Origin of the sequence: Marinomonas balearica, from assembly GCF_004362145.1 — a bacterium.
GTDB classification, from domain to species: Bacteria; Pseudomonadota; Gammaproteobacteria; order Pseudomonadales; family Marinomonadaceae; genus Marinomonas; species Marinomonas balearica.
Map to the genome: position 1 here is coordinate 498,667 of NZ_SNXC01000009.1, position 21,877 is coordinate 520,543.

General features: G+C 45.8%; 17 protein-coding genes. All 17 read left to right on the top strand.

Annotation, left to right across the window (positions count from 1 at the left end; translation table 11 throughout):
• Positions 1–34: 34 nt before the first annotated feature.
• A complete protein-coding gene (locus DFP79_RS03960) occupies positions 35–1,291 on the top strand; it encodes an amino acid ABC transporter permease (RefSeq protein WP_133502627.1) in 1,257 nt (418 codons plus the stop codon).
• Between the two features lie 2 nt (positions 1,292–1,293).
• Positions 1,294–2,679, top strand: coding sequence for an amino acid ABC transporter permease (locus DFP79_RS03965; RefSeq protein ID WP_133502628.1), 1,386 nt, complete (start codon positions 1,294–1,296; stop codon positions 2,677–2,679).
• On the top strand, positions 2,679–3,443 hold the full coding sequence (locus DFP79_RS03970; protein WP_133502629.1) for an amino acid ABC transporter ATP-binding protein: 765 nt from the start codon (positions 2,679–2,681) through the stop codon (positions 3,441–3,443). The genes DFP79_RS03965 and DFP79_RS03970 overlap by 1 nt, the downstream gene beginning before the upstream one ends.
• A 65-nt stretch (positions 3,444–3,508) precedes the next feature.
• A complete protein-coding gene (locus DFP79_RS03975) occupies positions 3,509–4,819 on the top strand; it encodes an NAD(P)/FAD-dependent oxidoreductase (protein ID WP_133502630.1) in 1,311 nt (436 codons plus the stop codon).
• Between the two features lie 149 nt (positions 4,820–4,968).
• Positions 4,969–5,277: a high-potential iron-sulfur protein gene (locus DFP79_RS03980; protein ID WP_133502631.1), complete on the top strand. Its 309-nt coding sequence runs from the start codon at positions 4,969–4,971 to the stop codon at positions 5,275–5,277.
• Between the two features lie 309 nt (positions 5,278–5,586).
• Positions 5,587–6,840 (top strand): sarcosine oxidase subunit beta family protein, encoded by a 1,254-nt coding sequence (locus DFP79_RS03985; RefSeq protein ID WP_133502632.1) that lies wholly within the window; start codon positions 5,587–5,589, stop codon positions 6,838–6,840.
• 161 nt (positions 6,841–7,001) lie between these two features.
• Positions 7,002–7,286 (top strand): sarcosine oxidase subunit delta, encoded by a 285-nt coding sequence (locus DFP79_RS03990; RefSeq protein WP_013660850.1) that lies wholly within the window; start codon positions 7,002–7,004, stop codon positions 7,284–7,286.
• Positions 7,287–7,297: 11 nt separating this feature from the next.
• A complete protein-coding gene (locus tag DFP79_RS03995) occupies positions 7,298–10,315 on the top strand; it encodes a sarcosine oxidase subunit alpha (RefSeq protein ID WP_133502633.1) in 3,018 nt (1,005 codons plus the stop codon).
• Positions 10,308–10,961, top strand: a complete 654-nt coding sequence (locus DFP79_RS04000; protein ID WP_133502634.1) for a sarcosine oxidase subunit gamma — start codon at positions 10,308–10,310, stop codon at positions 10,959–10,961. The genes DFP79_RS03995 and DFP79_RS04000 overlap by 8 nt, the downstream gene beginning before the upstream one ends.
• 103 nt (positions 10,962–11,064) lie before the next feature.
• Complete coding sequence (purU, locus tag DFP79_RS04005) at positions 11,065–11,931, top strand: formyltetrahydrofolate deformylase (RefSeq protein ID WP_133502635.1); 867 nt, start codon at positions 11,065–11,067, stop codon at positions 11,929–11,931.
• Between the two features lie 201 nt (positions 11,932–12,132).
• A complete protein-coding gene (locus tag DFP79_RS04010; protein ID WP_133502636.1) occupies positions 12,133–13,509 on the top strand; it encodes an L-serine ammonia-lyase in 1,377 nt (458 codons plus the stop codon).
• 303 nt (positions 13,510–13,812) lie between these two features.
• The gene (locus DFP79_RS04015) at positions 13,813–14,790 is read left to right on the top strand and encodes a dipeptidase (protein ID WP_133502637.1); all 978 of its coding nucleotides are present in this window, start codon (positions 13,813–13,815) and stop codon (positions 14,788–14,790) included.
• 66 nt (positions 14,791–14,856) lie between these two features.
• Entirely contained in the window at positions 14,857–15,387 is a 531-nt protein-coding gene (locus DFP79_RS04020; RefSeq protein ID WP_133502638.1) for a DUF5943 domain-containing protein, read from the top strand.
• 202 nt (positions 15,388–15,589) lie between these two features.
• On the top strand, positions 15,590–17,653 hold the full coding sequence (gene dgcA, locus DFP79_RS04025) for a dimethylglycine demethylation protein DgcA (RefSeq protein WP_133502639.1): 2,064 nt from the start codon (positions 15,590–15,592) through the stop codon (positions 17,651–17,653).
• A 133-nt stretch (positions 17,654–17,786) separates the two neighbouring features.
• A complete protein-coding gene (locus DFP79_RS04030) occupies positions 17,787–19,712 on the top strand; it encodes a (Fe-S)-binding protein (protein ID WP_133502640.1) in 1,926 nt (641 codons plus the stop codon).
• Entirely contained in the window at positions 19,712–21,010 is a 1,299-nt protein-coding gene (gene etfA, locus DFP79_RS04035) for an electron transfer flavoprotein subunit alpha (protein WP_133502641.1), read from the top strand. The genes DFP79_RS04030 and etfA overlap by 1 nt, the downstream gene beginning before the upstream one ends.
• Positions 21,000–21,794, top strand: a complete 795-nt coding sequence (gene etfB, locus DFP79_RS04040) for an electron transfer flavoprotein subunit beta (protein ID WP_133502642.1) — start codon at positions 21,000–21,002, stop codon at positions 21,792–21,794. Before etfA ends, etfB begins: the two co-directional genes overlap by 11 nt.
• The last annotated feature ends 83 nt before the right edge of the window (positions 21,795–21,877 follow it).

The following is a 21,877-nucleotide window of genomic DNA, read 5'->3' on the forward strand; positions in this document are numbered from 1 at the left end:
ACTTTCTCGTTTTAACTCAAGAGTTGGTGTAAACATGATTCAGTCAACTGCGGCTAAAAAGCTACAGGGTGAAGTGCCGAATGTGTATCCCTCGATACCTGATGACACTTCAGTAGCACTCGGTTCACCCCATTCCTTTTTTAGGTTTATGAATAATGACTCGTCGCGTGGGGTCGTCATTCAGGTATTGGTATTGGCGTTGTTTCTCTTCGGAATGTGGTATCTATTTTCGAACGCAGCCAATAATCTCGATCGCCTTAGCATGACCTTTGGTTTTGATTTTTTACAAGTAACATCTGGCTTTAACATCAGTTGGAGCATCATACCGTACGATTCGTCGATGACTTATTGGCGCGTCTTTCTTGTGGGTGTACTTAATACCTTAGTCTTATCTGCTTTTGTTATTGTTATTGGAACATTACTCGGAACGGTTGTCGGCATTTTGCGGTTATCACAGAACCCTTTGATCTCTCAGATTGCGCGCGGGTATGTCGAAGTTGTTCGGAATGTTCCTTTACTGATTCAAGTGATCTTTTGGTTTACGGTGGTTTTCTCAACGTTACCTGCGCCACGCAAAAGCTATTCGTTGGCTGATGTCTTCTTTTTAAATAACCGCGGTTTTTATATCCCAACGGTCGATCTTTCTATTTCTTGGTGGTGGATCACGCTTGCACTGGGTGTATGTGGGGCGTCGCTTTGGGGAGTTGTTAAGTGGGCAAAGCGTAGTCAACGTCAATCAGGGAAACGCCCTGTTGGTGTTTATGCGGCGTTGCTTCTATGGTCAGCGGTTGTATTGTCTTTAATCGCGTTTTTGTCTCAATGGATGAGCTGGAACGTACCAGTATTGAAAGGTTTTAACTTTCGTGAGGGCGCATTTCTTCCTGCGTCTTTTGGCGCTGCTTTTGTCGCTATGACGGTTTATCGTTCGGCAGCGATTGCTGAAACCGTACGTGCAGGTATGCAATCGATAGATAGGGGGCAACACGAAGCGGCGTTTACCATTGGTTTCTCTCGATTCCAGTCACTGCGTTTGATTCTTATTCCTCAGGCGGTGAGAGCCATTATTCCGCCCATGACCAATTCGTGGTTAGCCGCGACAAAAGACTCGTCATTAGCGGTGGCAATTGGCTTTCCTGAATTGGTTTCTGTTTTCATGCAAACCTCTATTAATCAAACGGGTCGGGCACTGGAGATCATTGCAATGGTTATGGGCTTTTACATTGTCATCAGTTTTGTCATTTCGTATTTGCTAAATAAATACAATGATCATGTTCAGTACAAGGTGCGTTAGGTATGGAAAAAATACACTCTGATACAGAACGAGACGATTACAAGCCGTTAAAAAAGTTTGTAGCGTCACCCGCTAGACCGCCAAAAAGGGAAACACACGGCGTTATTGGGACAATACGAAAGCGTTTTTTCAACAGCATAGGAAACAGCCTACTGACGTGTATAGCCCTCGCTGTGTTGTTTTATCTTGGTAAGTGGATCGTAAATTGGGCAGTAATAGATGCCGTTTTTGTAGCAGACACACGTAGGCAGTGCTTCGATACCAGCCCTGATGGAGCCTGTTGGGCGGGCGTGATCAGTTGGTTTAATGGTTTGATTTATGGGCGATTCCCAGTACAAGAACAATGGCGGGTTAATTTAGGGGTGGTAATAGGCATTGTTTGGCTACTGCCATTGCTTTCAAAACGCATTCCACTACGTGGTGCGATTTTATTGTCCTGGGTTGCGTTGTTTCCGTTTGTCGGCGCGTATCTTTTTCTTGGTGGACGGTTTGGGCAAGAGTTAGGCCTGTTTCACGGGATCATGACGTGCGCCGCATTCGGTTATCTGCTGTTAATTTATCTGAACTTAATCAAAGCTTTAATAGGGAGCAAAACAATTGCGGTAGCAGGCCTTCATTTGTTGTTTGTTCCGTTTCTGGAAAAACGTTTGAGCCGACGGGTGGTGGCGATAAGTTCGATGTTGGTTTGGGGTGGACTCAGTGCGATTGCTGCTTTGTTTTTGTCTTCGTTCGATCTGCCCCTTGTGCCGATTGAGCGTTGGGGAGGATTGTTTTTAACCTTCATTATAGCGGGCTTTTCTATCACGATGGCCATACCCGTAGGCGTGATTCTAGCGCTTGGTCGCCGTTCTAAACTTCGTGTCATTCATTGGTTGTCTCTCGGTGTCATAGAGATTGTACGTTCTGTGCCCTTAATTACTGTACTTTTCATGGCGGTCACATTACTACCGATCTTTATGCCATCCGACGTGGAGTTTAATAAATTATCTCAGGTGCTTGTTGCAGTGTGTATTTTTGCAGGTGCGTATATGGCTGAAAATATCCGTGGTGGTTTACAAGCGATACCAAAAGGACAATTTGAAGCCGCTACGACGCTCGGTTTTGGTTATTGGCAAACCATGTTTTTAATAGTGCTTCCTCAAGCGTTGCGCATGATGATACCTAACATTATGACGTCTTTTATAAGTCTGCTAAAAGACACCACGTTAGTATCGATCATTGGGCTTTTTGACATCATGTTAATGGCACGAAACATCGCAAATGATAAGGATTGGGTGGGGATGCATACTGAGCCGCTGGTTCTGATCGCCATCTTGTTTTTCGTGTTGTGTTTCAGTATGTCTCAATACAGTTTAAATCTAGAAAAACGCATAAAGGTGGATCGCTAATGACGTCTTCTAATCCAAACGTTCAATTACAACCCAATAAAGCGATTGAAATTAGCTCGCTTAATAAATGGTATGGCGATCACCATGTTTTACGCGATGTGACCTTGGATATATACGAGGGTGAGATCATGGTGATTTGTGGACCATCTGGGTCAGGCAAATCTACGCTTATTCGTTCTCTTAATCATTTAGAAGAGTATCAGGATGGTCATGTTGCGATTTTTGGGCAACCCCTTGCTCGGGATCGTCGAAGTGATCGTTTGATTCACAACACGATGGGGATGGTGTTTCAAAGCTTCAATCTATTCCCGCATTTAACGGTATTGCAGAACTGCACTCTGGGCTTAACGTGGTTGAAAAAAATGCCTGATCAAGCCGCTGAGAAGTTCGCCTTAACCTTGCTTGATCGCGTAGGCATCGCACATTTGGCGTCACGATATCCAGGGCAAATATCGGGAGGGCAGCAACAGCGTGTTGCTATCTCTAGGTCGCTCGCTATGGAACCTAAAATCATGCTGTTTGATGAGCCTACCTCTGCGCTTGATCCAGAAATGGTGAAGGAAGTGCTGGATGTGATGATGGATCTATCAAAAACCGGAATGACAATGGTGTGCGTCACTCACGAAATGCAATTTGCTCGACAAGTCGCAGATCGTGTTGTGTTTATGGCAGACGGTGAAATCGTAGAAGTCGGGCCGCCTGAACAAGTGCTGGTTAATCCCGAATGGGATCGAACAAAGGACTTTTTGCAGCATGTTTTATAACTTTGAGCGTTCAGTTGTGAACCATGAATTTAAAATTATGAACTATGGACGGACATCGTAACGTTATGATTTCAAAAACCATTTCAACATACAGTAATCTTCCCTATTGGTTATCAGACTCTTCATTTGTTCAGACAATAAACACAACCCCTCGCTACGCATTGCCGACGAAGGCGGATGCGGTGGTCGTCGGCGGCGGATTTACTGGGATGTCTGCCGCGATCACACTTGCCCGTGCGGGGTTGAGTGTCATTTTATTGGAAGGCGGACGTTTGGGGGAAGGTGCTAGCTCTCGTAACGGTGGGTTACTTGGCCCAAGTTTTAGCAAGCTGGGCGTAGATGGGCTTGAAAAAACGTACGGTCGAGACAAAGTTCATTCAACCATTAAAGAAAGTCTGCATGCGTTTCATTGGCTTGTAGACTTTATTAAAGAAGAAAAAATTGATTGCGATTTAAGTTTGTGCGGTCGGTTTCGAGGTGCAAGCCATCCTAGTCATTACGCAGGGTTAGTGGAGCAAGCCGAAGCGCTTTTGAAAGTAGTGGATTTCCCCGCGATAGAGGTATCGAAACAAGATCAGCATCAAGAAGTGGGTTCGGATGCCTATTATGGTGGAATGATATATCCGAAAGACGGCACATTGCACCCAGCGAAGTTGCTATCAGGGCTCAGTCAAATAGCTCAACGAGAAGGTGTGTTTCTTGCTGAGCATTCAATGGTGCGTAATATTCAAAAAAATGGAAACCGTTTTTCTGTGAGCTTTGATGGTGGAGAGATCAATGCGGAGCACGTACTGATTGCGACTAATGGCTATACAGGGAGTTCGTTTCGTCCATTAAAACACCGGCTGATTCCAATCCGATCTGCGATGGTAGCGACCGAAGAGTTGCCTAAATCCGTTGTTAGAGAAATTTTGCCTAAGCTACGCGGGCACGGCGGCACGGAAAGGTTAGTGGCCTATTATCGTCCATCGCCGGATGGTAAACGAATTTTGTTCGGCGGACGGGCATTTGGAAAAGGTGATCAACCGCAATTGTACAGTAAATACTTGCACGGTTTTATGACACGTATTTTCCCACAACTTTCTCATGTGAAATTGGATTATGCGTGGTCAGGTATGATCGCCTATACATTTGATCATGTTCCTCACATTGGTCAGCTTGAGAGTATGAACTACGCAATGGGTTATTGCGGTTCGGGCGTAGGAAGAGCGAATTACTTTGGTTATAAGGCGGCACAGCAGATCTTAAATTTGGCGGAAGGTAAAACATCGTTTGACGAGTTTCCTTTTAAAGGTCGCCCTTTGTATTACGGTAAGCCTTGGTTTCTTCCCGCAATAATGAAATGGCATGACTTCGCTGATAGGCGAGGCTGGTAATTTGTTATTACGGAAAAATAAATCATAAACACGGCAAACGGATAATTTCTCATCGCAAATCATGGAAACCTCGTATAAGGCTTGTTAGATTGTGTTCATGTGAGTGCTGGGCAGAGCACTTACAAGACATTTATTTGTGGGAGAAGGTTGTGATTTCTAGTCGTCGTAAGTTTATCAAGCGTGGTTTGCTGTCTGTTGCATCCATACCGTTGGTCGAGTTGAGTCTTTCAGAGGCGAAGGCCTCCAGTTTGCCGATGTTGGATCCAAACATCATTAACGCAAAAGCCTTAGCGTACACAAACGACTACAAAACTGTCGAATCGAAACCGGAATACAAACCGGGAAGCACCTGTTTAAATTGTTCGTACTTTAATAAAGAAACCGGAGCGTGTCCGATCTTTGCGGGTTTTGGTGTTGCCGCAGAGGGCTGGTGCAGAGCGTGGCGACCTGTAAGTTAACAACGCTTCTCGTTAGCGTTAAACGTTATTAGGGAAAAGCGGTCATTTTAGTTAAATGGTCGCTTTTTTAGTATTTGTCCTACGGTTTCAGTCAGTCCCTTCCGCTTATCCATTCCTTCAATGTGTTGAAACTATTTGCGACATGGTCAAGGTGTCGTATTTGGTACTTTGCTAGGCGCTTGTAAGCATAATGTAGCGGTGTTATATCCTTATTATCGAGTTAATTCAGTAGTATCTAGAGGTTCAATGGGCTAAGCCCTTTGCCCGAAGACACTTCCTGTCCTTATCATCCTTAGGGAGCGGAAATCGATGCAGCATTATTCTGGTTTCGGTCTGTTAAAGCACAGTCTTAGCCACCACGAAAACTGGCAACGCATTTGGCGTAATCCAACGCCAAAGAAAAAGTACGATGTAATTATTGTTGGCGGTGGTGGTCATGGTTTAGCAACTGCCTACTATCTAGCGAAGCAATTTGGCGTTACTAACGTAGCGGTCATTGAAAAAGGGTATTTAGGGGGTGGTAACACCGCTCGAAATACAACCATCGTTCGTTCAAATTACCTTTGGGATGAAGCTGCCCATCTTTATGAGCACTCCATGAAATTGTGGGAAGGTCTTTCGCAAGATCTAAACTACAACGTTATGTTTTCTCAACGTGGCTGTCTGAACCTTGGTCATACCTTGCAGGATATGCGCGATATTGAACGTAGAGTTAATGCGAACCGCCTTAACGGAATCGACGGTGAGGTATTGGACGCACAGCAAGTAAAAGAGATTGTCCCTATTTTGGATTGCTCTTCAGACCGACGTTATCCTGTTATGGGTGCCTCTTGGCAGCCTAGAGCGGGTGTAGCTCGACATGATGCTGTTGCGTGGGGATTTGCGCGTGGTGCAGATGCTCATGGTGTTGATCTGATTCAACAAACAGAAGTGGTGGACTTCATCATTGAAGACGGTACGGTCGTAGGCGTTAAAACGGATCGTTACGGTGAAATTAAAGCCGACCGTGTGGGTTGTGTGGTTGCGGGTAATTCGAGTGTCTTAGCGGCGAAAGCTGGGTTCGAATTGCCTTTGGAATCCCATCCGCTACAGGCATTGGTTTCTGAGCCGATTAAACCGATCTTAGACACCGTTGTTATGTCTAACCATGTACATGGTTATGCAAGTCAATCTGATAAGGGCGATTTGGTTATCGGTGCAGGCATTGACGGATACACAGGCTATGGTCAACGCGGCTCTTACGGAACGATTGAGCACACATTGCAAGCCATTGTTGAAATGTTCCCAATTTTCAGCCGTGTTCGTATGAACCGTCAATGGGGCGGCATTGTAGATACTTGTCCAGATGCGTGTCCAATCGTCAGTGAAACACCTGTTAAGAATCTATTCTTTAACTGTGGTTGGGGAACAGGTGGATTTAAAGCGACTCCTGGATCTGGCAACGTGTTTGCGGCATCCCTTGCAAAAGGTGAGATGCATGAACTTGCTAAGCCGTTCTCGATGTTCCGTTATCACAACGGCGCGTTGGTTGATGAACACGGTGCGGCAGGCGTCGCACACTAATTAAGGCAGCGGAACATGACTATGCTCAATGGTTTAGCGTTAAAAACCGATTCAAACTGCTCCAATATTGAGAGTGAACTCCGCTTTTTCGTCGCGTCTGGCATTCTACTTTCATCATGCGCGACGCTTTCCGACAGCCTTATGCTAAAGGAGACCTGTTAATGTTACATATTTACTGTCCTCATTGCTGCGAATATCGAGAAGAAGAAGAGTTCCATGCAAAAGGTCAAGCCCACATTGTGCGACCTCTTGATCCCGATGCTTGTACTGATCAGGAATGGGGCGAATTCATGTATTTTCGTAAGAACCCTCGTGGAATCCATCATGAACTTTGGGTTCATGCCGCGGGCTGCCGTAAATTCTTTAACGTGACGAGAAATACGCAGACATACGAAATAAAAGAAGTATACAAAGTCGGCGAAAAACCGACGATTGTTGCAGAGTAGGGGAGCGAATAATGACACAAAAAAACCGTTTAATGTCTGGTGGTCGTATCAATCGCTCCAAGCCTTTGTCGTTCACCTACAATGATAAACAATATTCCGGCTATGAAGGTGACACGCTTGCCTCTGCACTGTTAGCAAATGGTGTAGACATCATTGGCCGAAGCTTTAAATACAGCCGTCCACGAGGCATTGTTGCAGCGGGCGCAGAAGAACCGAATGCGGTGATGCAAATCGGTGCAACTGAAGCGACTCAAACTCCGAATGTCCGCGCGACCCAGCAAGAGCTTTATCCTGGCTTGGTTTGTGGTGCGACAAACGGTTGGCCGAACGTAGATAATGATTTGATGGGGTTGGTAGGTAAAATTGGTGGTAAAGCGATGCCACCAGGTTTTTACTACAAAACCTTTATGTATCCTAAATCAATGTGGGAAACATACGAATCGTACATCCGTAAAGCGGCTGGACTTGGCCGTTCTCCAAACGAATACGACGTTGATATATACGACAAAATGAACCAGCACTGCGATGTGTTGGTCGTTGGAGCAGGCCCTGCAGGTTTGTCAGCGGCTCTTGTTGCTGCAAAAGCAGGCGCACGAGTGATCCTTGCGGATGAACAAAATGAATTTGGCGGCAGTTTATTAAGCAGCCGAGAAACTCTTGACGGTAAACCTGCAACCGAATGGGTGAACAGTGTAGTAGAAGAGTTGTCGACGTTTGAGAATGTCGCTCTGATGCCTCGTTCAACGGTAAACGGCTACCACGATCATAACTTCCTTACTATTCACGAGCGTTGCACTGATCATATTGCAGATCGTGCGCCAAATGGTCAGGTTCGCCAACGTTACCATCGCGTTCGTGCAAAATGGGTTGTGTTAGCAACGGGTGCTCACGAGCGTCCTTTGGTTTATGGTAATAACGATGTACCGGGTTGTATGCAAGCGAGTGCGGTATCGACTTACATAAATCGTTATGGCGTCGTGCCGGGTAATGAGTTGGTACTTATGACAACCAATGACAATGCATACCATACAGCATTGGATTGGCATGACGCGGGCCGCAAAGTGATGGCCATCGTTGATACGCGTAAGAATCCATCAGGCGCTTTGATAGAGGAAGCACGTAACCGAGGCATCAATGTTATGGTGGGCTCGGGTGTCATTGAAGTGCAGGGTAGCAAGCGCGTTACCAGTGTAAGCGTTGCTCCACTTAATGAAGATGGCTCACGTGTAACGGGTTCCGTTATAAAGATCGGCGCGGACACTGTTGCGTCATCTGGTGGTTGGAGTCCCGTCGTTCACCTTTCTTGTCATACAGGATCTCGTCCAGTTTGGAAAGATGAAGCTCTTGGTTTTGTACCGGGATCAACGGTTCAGAATCAATTTACGGCAGGTGCAATCAACGGCGAATATTCGACTGAAGGTGCATTAGGGCAAGGTGTAGAGTCTGCGAATGACGTTCTAAAAGCATTGGGGCTAGACGCTGTGTCCATAGCGTTGCCAGACACGGATGAGCCTGCACAAAGCGAATCCATGGCTTTGTACCATGTACCTCATACTAAACCGACGTCACAGGCACCAAAACAATTTGTCGATTATCAAAATGATGTAACGGCAGCGGGTATCGAGTTGGCATGTCGAGAAGGTTTTGAATCGATTGAACATGTTAAACGCTACACAGCAATGGGCTTTGGTACTGATCAGGGTAAGTTGGGTAACATTAACGGCATGGCGATTGCTGCAAAAATGCTCAATCAATCCATTCCTGAAACGGGAACAACGATCTTTCGTCCGAACTACACCCCCGTTACTTTTGGTGCAATTGTTGGTCGTGATTGTGGTGAGCTGTTTGACCCAATGCGTTACACGGCGATGCATGCATGGCATGAGGAACGTGGCGCCGAGTATGAGGATGTAGGGCAATGGAAACGCCCATGGTATTTCCCTCTAAAAGGCGAAAGTATGCAAGATGCTCTAAATCGTGAGTGTTTAGCAACGCGTGAATCAGTGGGTATATTGGATGCATCAACCTTAGGTAAGATTGATATTCAAGGTAAAGATGCACGTGAATTCTTAGGGCGCGTTTATACCAATGCGTGGGCTAAATTGGCGGTTGGTAAGTGTCGTTACGGTCTTATGTGTGGTGAAGATGGAATGGTATTCGACGACGGGGTTACCTCTTGTCTAGGCGAAAATCATTTCTTAATGACAACAACATCAGGCGGTGCAGCCCATGTGTTGGAATGGCTAGAGCTTTACCATCAAACAGAGTGGCCAGAAATGGAAGTGTACTTTACTTCTGTGACAGATCACTGGGCTACTATGACAATTGCGGGTCCGAACAGTCGGAAATTGCTTGAAGAATTGACGGATTATGACGTCTCTTCCGAGAATTTTGGCTACATGGATTGGAAGAAAATGACGATTGCTGGAGTGCCTGCACGCGTTTTCCGAATTTCATTTACAGGTGAACTGTCTTACGAAATCAATGTACAAGCGAACTACGGTTTGCATGTATGGAAAGCCTTGTTTGAACACGAAGACAAGTACAACTTAACACCTTACGGCACAGAAACAATGCACATTTTACGTGCTGAGAAAGGTTTCATTATCGCAGGTCAAGACACAGATGGATCGGTTCATCCATTTGACCTAGGTATGCCTTGGGCGGTTTCTATGAAAAAGCCGTTTAGTTTCATCGGTAAGCGCGGTATGCAGCGTGAAGACTGTGTTCGCCCAGATCGTAAACAGTTAGTTGGTCTTAAAACTACAGATCCAAATATTGTTTTACCTGAAGGCGCACAGGGTGTATTCGACCCTAATGCTCCTATCCCAATGCCAATGGTCGGCCATGTAACGTCTAGCTATTGGAGTGCGAACTTGAATCGCTCAGTCGCGATGGGGTTTGTAAAAGGTGGGTCGGAAAGAATGGGTGAAAAAGTCTATTACCCATTGGTTGATGGCCGAACAGTAGAAGCTGAAATCTGTAGTCCAGTATTTTTAGATCCAAAAGGGGAGCGTCAACATGTCTGATACCGCAGTTGAAACACCAAACGTGATGGTAATGAATCAGCTTCCTTCATCGGAGATCGTAGGTGAATCGCCATTGCATCATGCTGATTTAGCAAGTGCAGCCGCAACAAAAAACGAAGGCGGTGTTCACCTTCGCGAAAACGCGTTGCAAGGCTTTTTAACGTTACGGTTGAACCCTGAAAACAAAGATTTACTGGCGTCAGCGAATGCTGTGTTGGGTCTTGAGCTGCCGACTAAACCGCTTAGCTCTGTAACCGAAGGGGCTACAACCGCTCGTTGGATGAGTCCGGATGAATGGTTGATCTCAGTGCCAGGTGAAGCCGCATTTGATCTAGAGACGGCGTTCCAAGAAAAAGTGGATGGCCATTTTTCTCTAGTGAACTCCAGCGGAGGCGTGACGACTTTAGTCGTGTCTGGTGAGCATGTTGTCGAGATGCTGAAAAAATCTGTGCCTTATGATTTTCATATTAGCGAGTTTCCAGCGGGTAAAGTGGTCTCTACGCTGTTTGCAAAGAGCAGTGCGGTGATTCGTCGTTTGGATGAGCAAGCATTCGAATTGATTATTCGCCGTAGTTTTGCGGATTATATTTGGCTTTGGATTCAAGATGCTAGCCGTGAATATGGCTTGGTCATTAAGAACGACTAAGTATCGCGTTCCGTATCTGGAAAACCTTTAGAAAAAGCCAGCCAACTTTGGCTGGCTTTTTTATTCATGACTAACTTCACGCTATTTTTGAAAGAGAATACCTATGAAATCGACAAAAAAACCATGGATTTTCACAGCCAAATGCCCAAGTGTTCTTGGAACGGTTGATGTGGTAACCCGCTATATGGCGGAATCAGGAAACTACGTTTCAGAGATCCATTCGTTTGATGATTACGAATCAGACCAATTTTTTATCCGTATTGAATTTATTCCAAATGGTGACGCTTTTAGCGAAGACGTGTTTGCAGCGGATTTTCAGGCTAGAGCAGATGAATTTAACATGGAGTGGGCGTTAACACCTCCAGACCATAAGCCTCGTGTCGCGATTTTGGTATCGAAATACGACCATTGTTTAAATGACTTGTTGTACCGATACCGTACTGGTCAGTTGAATATTGAAGTCCCCGTGATTATCTCAAACCACCCTGACCTCAAGGATTTAGCTGATTGGCATGGTATTCCTTATTATCATTTGCCTATTAGCGCAGAAACAAAGCCTCAACAAGAGGCTCAAGTAAAAGAGCTGATTGAAAAGTACGACGCTGAGTTGGTTGTGCTTGCGCGTTATATGCAAGTTTTGTCTCCCGATATGTGTCAGTACCTAGATGGTAAAGCCATCAATATTCATCACTCACTATTGCCAGGTTTTAAAGGTGCTAGGCCGTACCATCAAGCGTGGGAAAAGGGTGTGAAAATGGTTGGTGCGACGGCTCACTACGTGAATAACGACTTGGATGAGGGGCCAATTATCGCTCAAGGAATACAAACGGTAGATCACGCACATTATCCGGAAGATTTGGTCGCCAAAGGGCAAGATGTGGAACGCGTAACCTTGTTTAATGCAGTTAAGTATCATGTTGAAAAGCGTGTGTTTTTAAATGGCAGTCGTACCGTAGTATTCGGTCGATAACTAAGTAAGGCATCTAAGGTTGAGTAATGTTAGATGCCTTGTATAGACAATCTTTTAGAGACTTGTCTAAACTTTAACTTATTGAAGCTATTATGATTTCTATGCTGCTCAACTTAATTAATTTAATTGACATAGGTTAATTGTTGTATTCCAGACACTTTGCTCTAGAATACACAAAATTTTGTATGTTCTGGAGGCAAAATGTCCATCAGTGTTTTTGACTTGTTTAAAATTGGTATTGGTCCGTCAAGCTCGCATACTGTGGGGCCGATGCAAGCAGCGGCAGACTTTAGAGAAGCGCTATCCGAATCGGATTTGGCAAATGTTGCACGAGTCAAAGTAGAACTGTTTGGCTCTCTGAGCGCGACAGGGAAGGGACATGCGACTGACAGTGCGATTATTCTAGGTTTAATGGGAGAACGTCCCAGCACCATTAATCCCGAGATTGTCGATTCAACCGTCGCTGAATTAAAATCGACAAATCGATTAAAATTTGTGGATCAACGCGCGATCGAATTTATCTGGGATCGCGACATGTGCTTTCTTGAGGAAGTGCTTCCTTATCATCCGAATGCCATGTCTATTTCAGCGTTTGACATAAATGGCACGACACTCCATTCAAATACTTACTATTCAATCGGTGGCGGCTTTGTCATTGATGAAAGCCATGCGCACGAAGACGCCTACGTGGTTCCACAAGTTGCTGTCCCATATGATTTTAGCTCTGCCAAAGAGCTGCTCGCGTTGTGTGAAGAGCACAATATGCGTCTTAGCGAGCTGATGATGGCGAATGAGAAAACATGGCGAACAGAAGCTGAGATTCGTGATGGCCTGATGGATATTTGGGCAGCGATGAAGGAGTGCATTGCAAACGGCCTGCATAAAGAAGGTGTATTGCCGGGTGGTCTAAATGTTAGGCGACGTGCAATGAGCTTGCATAAATCGCTTATCAAAGCGACGCGCCCTAACATAATCAGCTCCACACTCTCTGCAATGGATTGGGTGAATCTGTATGCATTGGCTGTTAACGAAGAAAATGCAGGTGGCGGTCGTATGGTCACTGCACCAACGAACGGCGCGGCGGGTATTATCCCCGCAGTTCTTATGTATTTTATGGAATTCACCGACAAAGTAGGCGAAGAAGACGTAGTAGACTTTCTTCTCGCTGCTGCCGCAATCGGCGTGCTTTGTAAGAAGAATGCGTCTATTTCCGGTGCAGAAGTAGGTTGTCAGGGCGAAGTTGGCTCCGCCTGTGCCATGGCCGCAGCAGGTTTATGTGACGTGCTTGGTGGTACGCCGAAACAAGTAGAGAATGCAGCCGAGATCGGCCTTGAGCATAACCTTGGGCTTACCTGTGATCCGGTCGGTGGCTTGGTACAAGTGCCTTGTATTGAACGCAACGCCATCGCTGCCATGAAAGCCATAAACGCAACGCAAATGGCCTTAAGAGGCGATGGCGACCACTTTATATCCTTGGATAAGGTGATCAAAACCATGCGCGACACAGGGCGCGACATGCAAGATAAATACAAAGAAACCTCACGCGGCGGTTTAGCTGTTAACGCGATTGAGTGTTGATTTTCGTTTCTCTCATTCGATAGTTCATTTAGAAATCGAGAGTAGAGCTACTGTTACAAAAAAAGGCTGCGTTATTTTACGCAGCCTTTTTTTGTTCTCAGAGTTGCTGTATCTACAGGTTGCTCAATGGCCTATGAATGCGCAAAATTCGCTTCAGACTTTGTGTCGGTTCTATGCATTGTTCATAAACGACATGGTTGCTGAGTCGGTTTTAGTACGTGTCAAGTCGCTAACAGCCTAACCTTTATCCCCCCTAAAAATTACACTGAATTCATTGTTCTATGAACCACAAAGGATACGACGATGAATGCAGCTGACCTACATGACAAAGCCATAGTGATTGATGGCCTGATCTGCGCGAAATGGAATCGCGAGTTATTTGAAGATATGGCAAAAGGCAAGCTGACTGCCGCCAATTGTACGGTGTCTTTCTGGGAGAACTTCGAAGGTACGGTTCGCAATATCGTCGAAATGAATCAACTTATTGAAGAAAACAGCGATCTGATGACTAAGGTTTATACAACTAAAGACATTTATCGTGCCAAAGAAGAAGGCAAAACCGGTGTCATGATGGGCTTTCAAAATGCTCATGCTTTCGAAGATCAGATCGGTTATGTCCAGATCTTTAAAGACCTTGGCGTTGGAATTGTTCAAATGTGCTACAACACTCAGAACCTAGTAGGGACTGGATGTTATGAGCGAGATGGCGGTTTGTCTGGCTTTGGTCGTGAAATTGTGGCTGAAATGAACCGTGTGGGCATGCTATGTGATTTGTCTCACGTTGGGCCAAACACGGCAAAAGAAGTCATCATCGAATCGAAAAAGCCGGTCGCGTATTCCCATTGTCTTCCTTCTGGTTTGAAAGAGCACCCAAGAAACCGCAGTGATGAAGAGCTTAAGTTTATCGCGGATAACGGTGGTTTTGTGGGCGTGACCATGTTCACTCCTTTCCTGAAGGCCGGAATCAACGCCACTATTGACGACTACGTAGAAGCCATTCAATACATTTATAACATCGTGGGTGAGGATGCCATTGGCATTGGTACTGACTTTACGCAGGGACACGGCCACGATTTCTTTGAATATCTAACACATGACAAAGGCTATGCCCGTCGTCTAACCCGTTTCGGTGAAATCATTAACCCTAAAGGCATTCGTACTGTAGGTGAGTTTCCTAATTTGACCGAAGCCTTGTTACGTCACGGTTTTTCTGAACGACAAGTTTGCAAAATTATGGGCGATAACTGGGTCAATCTCTTAAAAGAAGTGTGGGGCGAGTAAGTCTCCCTGCGCTTTATTATCACGTTTTAGACGATATACACATTTATAGAATTAAGGGTCACAACAATGAGTACACATGCACCAGAAATGCCAATTGAAGTAAATGATGAAACCGGTGTTTGGACAACAGATGCATTGCCTATGCTGTATGTTCCTCGCCACTTCTTTGTAAATAACCATATGGGAATTGAAGAAGAAATCGGTGCAGAGCGTTACGCAGATATTTTGTATAAAGCAGGTCATAAATCTGCATTTTACTGGTGTGAGAAAGAAGCAGAGCTGCATGGCTTCAAAGGCGAAGAGATTTGGCACCATTACCTAAAACGCCTTTCTCAGCGCGGCTGGGGGATCTTTGTTACAGAAGAGCTGGATGTCGAAAAAGGCACAGCGAAAGTTCGTTTAGAGAACTCTTGCTTCGTTTATCAGTATGGCAAAGTTAACCGTAAAGTTGACTACATGTTTACTGGCTGGTTTGCAGGTGCATTGGATCAGGTTGCGGGTAACTTAGGTTTTGCTGTACGTACTAAAGCTGTGCAGACGCAAAGTGGTGCCGAAGACGGTTGCGACGTGGGTTACTTTGAAGTTACGCCTCTTTAAGTAGGTGTTCGAGAGTTAAGACTCCCTCCCAGCCTTGCTCATAAAGGGGGAGGGGGCGTAAGTAATAAACAAATGAGGTTGAACGCATCGTAATCAGTTAGCGTTCAATTAATAAGATGGAAGACTTATCGGGCAGAGCAAGTCTTCTTTAAAACAAAACACTTGAGTCTTTCTAAGTTTAAGTAAGTGGGAGTTCCGTACTATGTCCCAATTTGATGCGCTATTTCAGCCACTCAATATTAATAAACTCACTATTCGTAACCGTATCGTGAGTACAGCACACGCTGAAGTTTATGCAACTGACGGTGGTATGACCACGGACCGCTACGTTAAATACTATGAAGAAAAGGCCAAAGGTGGCTGCGGCTTATGTATCTGTGGTGGATCGAGCGTGGTTTCTATAGACAGCCCTCAAAGTTGGTGGGCGTCTGTCAATCTGTCAACAGATCGAATTATTCCTCATTTCCAAAATCTTGCCGATGCGGTTCATAAGCACGGTGGCAAGATCATGATTCAAATTACCCATATGGGTCGTCGTTCACGCTGGGATGGTGAAAACTGGCCTAACCTAATGTCTCCATCTGGTATTCGTGAGCCCGTTCACCGTGCGACTTGTAAAACGATTGAAGTAGAAGAAATTTGGCGAGTTATTGGTGATTTCGTTCAGGCTGCGCGCCGAGCGAAAGAAGGTGGGTTAGACGGTGTAGAGTTGTCTGCTGTTCACCAACATATGATTGACCAATTTTGGTCTCCTCGTGTGAACAAACGTACCGATGAGTGGGGCGGCACATTTGAAGGTCGAATGAAGTTTGGTATGGAAGTACTGAAAGCCGTCCGCGAAGAAGTAGGGCCAGATTTTGCTGTTGGTCTGCGTATTACGGGTGATGAGTTCCATCCAGATGGCCTTAATCATGACGACATGAAAAAAATCGCTCAATACTACGATGCAACTGGAATGGTTGACTATTTTGGTGTCGTAGGGTCAGGGTGTGATACGCACAATACGCTAGCAAACGTTATCCCGAACATGAGCTATCCGCCAGAGCCGTTCTTACATTTAGCGGCTGGTATTAAAGAAGTCGTAAGTGTTCCTGTTATTCATGCGCAAAACATCAAAGATCCAAATCAGGCTAAGCGTATTGTTGAGGCTGGTTACGTGGATTTTGTTGGGATGACTCGTGCACACATTGCAGACCCACACTTTATTGCAAAAATCAAAATGGATCAGGTTGATCAAATACGCCAATGTGTTGGTGCTAACTATTGTATCGACCGTCAATACCAAGGCTTAGACGTGTTGTGTATTCAAAACGCAGCGACTTCTCGTGAGTATATGGGTCTTCCACATATTATTGAAAAAACGGAAGGGCCAATTCGCAATATCGTTGTAATCGGTGGTGGCCCTGGTGGGATGGAAGCAGCTCGTGTAGCCGCTGAACGAGGCCATAAAGTCACTCTAATTGAAAAAGCCGAAGAATTGGGTGGACAGGTTACGCTTGCATCGAAAGCACCTCAACGAGATCAAATTGCAGGCATCACTCGCTGGTTAGCGATGGAGCTTGATCGTCTGGGTGTGGATGTTCGATTGGGAACGTCTGCCGACGAAGCGCTTATTCGTGAGTTCAATCCTGATGTATGTATATTGGCAACGGGCGGAATCCCATTCTTAGAACAGAATCCAGAGTGGGGGGCTGAAGAAGGTCTAGTCGTATCTTCTTGGGATATTCTAAGCGGTGCGGTTGAACCCGGCAAAAATGTGCTGATTTACGATACGATCTGTGAATTCTCAGGCATGTCAGCAGCGGATTATTTGGCGGCGAAAGGTTCGCTTGTCGAATTGGTAACGGATGATATTAAACCCGGTGTAGGGATTGGTGGAACGACGTTCCCAACGTATTACCGTTCTTTGTACGAAAAAGAAGTGATCATGACGTCTGACATGATCTTAGACAAAGTGTATCGCGAAGGCGAAAGCTTAGTCGCAGTGCTTGAGAATGAGTACACCGGCCAAAAAGAAGAGCGCGTTGTCGATCAAATTGTGGTTGAAAACGGAACTCGTCCAAACGAAGCGCTCTACTACGCATTGAAAGCAGAGTCTGTAAACAAAGGTCAGATTGATGTTGAAGCGTTATTCGACATCAAGCCACAGCCAATTCTTTCAGAAGCAGCGGATGGCATGATTTTGTGGCGTTTGGGTGATTGTGTTTCTCAACGTAATACCCATGCAGCTATGTACGATGCGTTGAGATTGTGTAAAGACTTATAGCGTTATTCTCCCCTCTCCTGTTTTGAAAGAGAGGGGAGAAAGCGCTTTATGCTGCACGATGGCTCGATCTGATGTTCCCTCTTTTTTAACGGCGGGAACACGTACAAAACCTGCTATGTTAATGGGGTAGGAAATGATTTTTGACTGGTTACCTTCTGTTTTAATTGCAATCGTGTTGATGTTGGCTGTCGTGGGCGCGGTACGCAGAATTTCTCTTTGGCGCGCTGGACAGCCTTCACCCGTGAATATTATTTCGGGTTTAATGGCAATGCCGAAACGTTATTTGCACGATCTCCACCATGTGGTTGAACGTGACAAATACATGTCCAGAACCCACGTTGCAACGGGTGGTGGCTTTGTATTAGCCATGTTTCTTGTATTGTGTGTTCATCTTTTCGGAGTGGACAGCAAACTGCTGGCTTGGGCACTGTTAGCGTCTTTAGTTATGATGTTTACGGGTGCTATTTTTGTTTTCAAGCGTCGTCGTAACCCGCCGTCTCGTTTGTCTAAAGGCCCTTGGATGCGTCTACCAAAGAGCCTGATGACGTTTGCAGTAACCTTTTTTGTACTGACCCTTCCAGCTGCTGGAATCTTGCCAGATGGCACAGGGAACGTCTTATTAACACTGGTTTTGTCTGCGTTGATTCTTGTTAGCCTTGGTGAAATGCTGTTTGGTATGACATGGGGTGGACCTATGAAACACGCATTCGCTGGTGCTTTACATTTAGCATTTCACCGTCGTCAGGAGCGTTTTGGTGGCGGGCGATCAACCGGACTAAAACCTGCTGATCTAGGCGTCGAAGTTCACGGTGTATCTAAACCAACCGATTTTAAATGGAACCAGCTTTTGGGCTTCGATGCCTGCGTTCAATGTGGTCGTTGTGAAGCAATGTGTCCGGCGTTTGCAGCTGGGCAACCGCTTAATCCGAAGAAATTGATTCAGGACATGGTCGTAGGGCTAGCAGGCGGAACAGATGCCAATTACGCAGGTTCACATTACCCTGATCCTCAAGGTAAAGGCCGTGAACCTGGCAGCGCGAAAGGGTCGCCAACCGAAGTAATTACGGCTGGTCTTGTCGATGCCGAAACGCTGTGGTCCTGTACTACGTGTCGTGCTTGTGTCGAAGAGTGTCCAATGATGATTGAGCATGTTGATGCCATTGTCGACATGCGCCGTTTTCTCACGATGGAAAAAGGCGAAACCCCTAACAAGGGCGCAGAAGTGCTGGACAACATCATCGCAACAGACAATCCAAACGGTTATGCGCCGGGCAGCCGTACAAACTGGGCGGCGGATCAAAACCTAAATGTCATGCGAGACGTGAAAAAAGCAGAGGTTCTATTTTGGGTTTCTGATGGCGCGTTCGATATGCGTAGCCAGCGTATATTGCGTTCATTTGTGAAGTTACTGAAAGCCGCGAATGTTGATGTTGCGATTTTGGGAGACGAAGAACGAGACAGTGGTGATGTTGCCCGTAGACTCGGTGATGATGCAACGTTCCAAAACTTAGCGAAACGCAATCTTCAGACTTTGTCTCAGTACGAATTTAAGACGATCGTAACCACCGACCCACACGCATTTCATTGCCTACGCAATGAATACGGGGATTTTGGATCAGATGCGCTTGATAATGTTGAAGTACTGCATCACACCACGTATCTAAATCGTTTGGTGCAAGATGGCAAATTGAAACTGGATACTTTTAAAGGTGGCACGGTTACTTATCACGATCCCTGTTACTTAGGTCGTTACAACGGTGAATATGAAGCGCCGAGAGAGTTGTTACGTTCAATGGGAATTGAGGTTGCCGAAATGGAGCGTTCAGGATTCCGTTCTCGCTGCTGTGGCGGCGGTGGCGGCGCACCTATTACCGATATTCCTGGTGAAAAACGCATCGCGGACATGCGTGTAGAAGATGCGAAAGAAACACAGGCGGATTTAATTGCGGTAGGGTGCCAACAATGTACTGCAATGCTTGAAGGGGTTGTTGAGCCGAGACCTGAAATTCGCGATATTGCAGAAATACTGGTAGATCAATTGATAGAGGAGGTTCACTGATGAGCGACATTATTCGTCGAGACCCTCGTACGGAGTGGATTGCACGCAATCGTTTACATCCTTTATATGAGTCTGTAATCAATGCAAACGCCGGAGAGGTGCGTGGGCCGACTGGATTACTTAGAAAGAACCCTCACAAAGTCGGATTTATTGGACCGAACGGTATCAAACGAATAGATCGACTTAAAGGCAACGGACAAGGTGCTGGCGCCGTTGGCAGAGGAAAATCAAGCGCTAACGAGCCTGTTCTTGCGTTGCATCAGATAGAAGCACCTGATTTTTATATCATGGTGGCACCCGATCTAGTGGGTGGCAGATTAACAAGCCATGATAAAGACGTTCTTGGGTTGGCTCATAAGCTATGTAGAACGTATGAAGCGGATGAAAGAGATCAAGGGCGAAGTTCACAGGGTGCCGTTGTCGCTGTGTGTTTTGGAGAGATGAAAGAAGAGTCTTTGGATCTAGCGGGTGTAGACCGTCTGATTCACCTTCAAAATGATGTGTTTGAAGGCTTTGCTCCCGAAGCTCGCCTAGAAGCTGTCGCTCAAATTGAGCAAATGTATCAACCTAAGCATTGGCTATTTCCGGACAGTATTCACGGTGGTGCGGATCTTGGAAGCAGGCTTTCTGCCCGCTTGGGCGAACGTCCAGCCGTGCAAGCTTGGCAAGTAGACACACAAAATACTGTCTGTCGTGGTGCTTCATCTAGTATTGATATCACTCGGGCAACACCGCGTATTTTGCTGTTATTGGAAGAATGCGGTGATGCGATAGATGAAACTCGTCACGAAGCAAAAGCATTGGATGTCGATGCCGTCGAAGTGAGCGCAGTTAACATCGTCGATCATGGCTTAATGGATGTTGATCCAAATGCTATCCCTCTTGCTGAAGCAGAATTTATTCTCTCAGCAGGTAATGGTATTCACAACTGGGAGCAATTTCACGACGCTGCGAAGGCTTTGGGCGCGACTGAAGGCGCAAGTCGTGTTGCTGTTGATGATGGCTTTATGCCAAGGTTCAGACAAGTTGGTGCAACGGGTACGTGGGTTACGGCTCGAGTTTACGTTGCTGTGGGGATTTCTGGAGCTATTCAGCATATGCAAGGCATTGGTCAATGCGACAAAGTCGTTGCGATTAACACAGACTCAGGATGCGACATGGTGAAACGTGCCGCTTTGAGTGTAATTGGTGATAGTGAAGAAATTCTCGAAGAATTAGTGAAAATTGTAAATGCCCATAAGGGGCAAGTCTCTCCTGAGGGAGAAACATTAGAAAAGGGGTCTGAGCATGCAGCCTAATGTAATCAGCCTTGTTTCGATTGGACGTCATCCTCAATCGGGAAGAGCTCGCCGCTCTGAACAGGATGGAAGAGCGTTGGAGCTCGGACTTAAGCTTTCAGGTAGTCATTTGCAGGTGGCTCACGCCGGTGCCTATGACAGTACTTTTTCTGGAAGTGCAGAAGAGACGGTATTGCGGCAATACGCAGGGATGGGGCTGAAACAAATGACTGTCTTAAAGCAGTCTTCTGATGCCGATGTCATTCCAAGCTTATCTCACTATCTTGAATCTCAGTCGGCGCAAGTAGTGTTACTGGGAGTTCGCGCTGAAAGTGGTGAATCGTCGGGAATGGTGCCTTATTTACTAGCAGAATCGCTGGGTTGGCCGATCGTCTCTCGAGTTGCCGACATTGTGTCTATCGAAAACGGCGAAGCCGAAGTTTTGTTAGCCTTACCTCGTGGACAAAGACGCTCAGTAACCGTAACGCTGCCCTTTATTGCTACCGTCGATAATGCTGCTCCTGAGCCACGTCAAACAGCATATGGCCCCGGCCAAAGAGCGCAATTTAATGCTGTAGATACACCTGAAGTACTTGATGAGCTTCGTATAAACTGGGTTGAAGCACCAGCTAAACCGAGACCAAAGAGATTAAAGGTGATTAAAGCTAAGACCGCTGCAGAACGTTTTAAAGCGGCGACCGCCAAAGCGCAGGGTGGATCTGGCAAAGTCATGAAGAATGAAAGTGCTCAAGAAAAAGCACAAGCAATCTTTGACCTACTCATTGAAGAAAAGGTAATAAGGTAGAGTTTCTGGGCTTTGTTTGCATTTCGTCTTACACAGATGTACAAAGTTAAAATGAGCTTATTTTATTACTATTCGAATAGAGA

Excerpts from the sequence above, each read along its gene's own strand:
- DFP79_RS04030 (WP_133502640.1), top strand. The coding sequence starts at position 17,787 with ATGATTTTTGACTGGTTACCTTCTGTTTTAATTGCAATCGTGTTGATG.
- DFP79_RS03965 (WP_133502628.1), top strand. The coding sequence starts at position 1,294 with ATGGAAAAAATACACTCTGATACAGAACGAGACGATTACAAGCCGTTA.
- DFP79_RS03985 (WP_133502632.1), top strand. The coding sequence starts at position 5,587 with ATGCAGCATTATTCTGGTTTCGGTCTGTTAAAGCACAGTCTTAGCCAC.
- DFP79_RS03990 (WP_013660850.1), top strand. The coding sequence starts at position 7,002 with ATGTTACATATTTACTGTCCTCATTGCTGCGAATATCGAGAAGAAGAA.
- DFP79_RS03995 (WP_133502633.1), top strand. The coding sequence starts at position 7,298 with ATGACACAAAAAAACCGTTTAATGTCTGGTGGTCGTATCAATCGCTCC.
- etfA (WP_133502641.1), top strand. The coding sequence starts at position 19,712 with ATGAGCGACATTATTCGTCGAGACCCTCGTACGGAGTGGATTGCACGC.
- DFP79_RS03960 (WP_133502627.1), top strand. The coding sequence starts at position 35 with ATGATTCAGTCAACTGCGGCTAAAAAGCTACAGGGTGAAGTGCCGAAT.
- DFP79_RS04000 (WP_133502634.1), top strand. The coding sequence starts at position 10,308 with ATGTCTGATACCGCAGTTGAAACACCAAACGTGATGGTAATGAATCAG.
- DFP79_RS04010 (WP_133502636.1), top strand. The coding sequence starts at position 12,133 with ATGTCCATCAGTGTTTTTGACTTGTTTAAAATTGGTATTGGTCCGTCA.
- etfB (WP_133502642.1), top strand. The coding sequence starts at position 21,000 with ATGCAGCCTAATGTAATCAGCCTTGTTTCGATTGGACGTCATCCTCAA.
- DFP79_RS04015 (WP_133502637.1), top strand. The coding sequence starts at position 13,813 with ATGAATGCAGCTGACCTACATGACAAAGCCATAGTGATTGATGGCCTG.
- DFP79_RS03970 (WP_133502629.1), top strand. The coding sequence starts at position 2,679 with ATGACGTCTTCTAATCCAAACGTTCAATTACAACCCAATAAAGCGATT.
- dgcA (WP_133502639.1), top strand. The coding sequence starts at position 15,590 with ATGTCCCAATTTGATGCGCTATTTCAGCCACTCAATATTAATAAACTC.
- DFP79_RS04020 (WP_133502638.1), top strand. The coding sequence starts at position 14,857 with ATGAGTACACATGCACCAGAAATGCCAATTGAAGTAAATGATGAAACC.
- purU (WP_133502635.1), top strand. The coding sequence starts at position 11,065 with ATGAAATCGACAAAAAAACCATGGATTTTCACAGCCAAATGCCCAAGT.
- DFP79_RS03975 (WP_133502630.1), top strand. The coding sequence starts at position 3,509 with ATGATTTCAAAAACCATTTCAACATACAGTAATCTTCCCTATTGGTTA.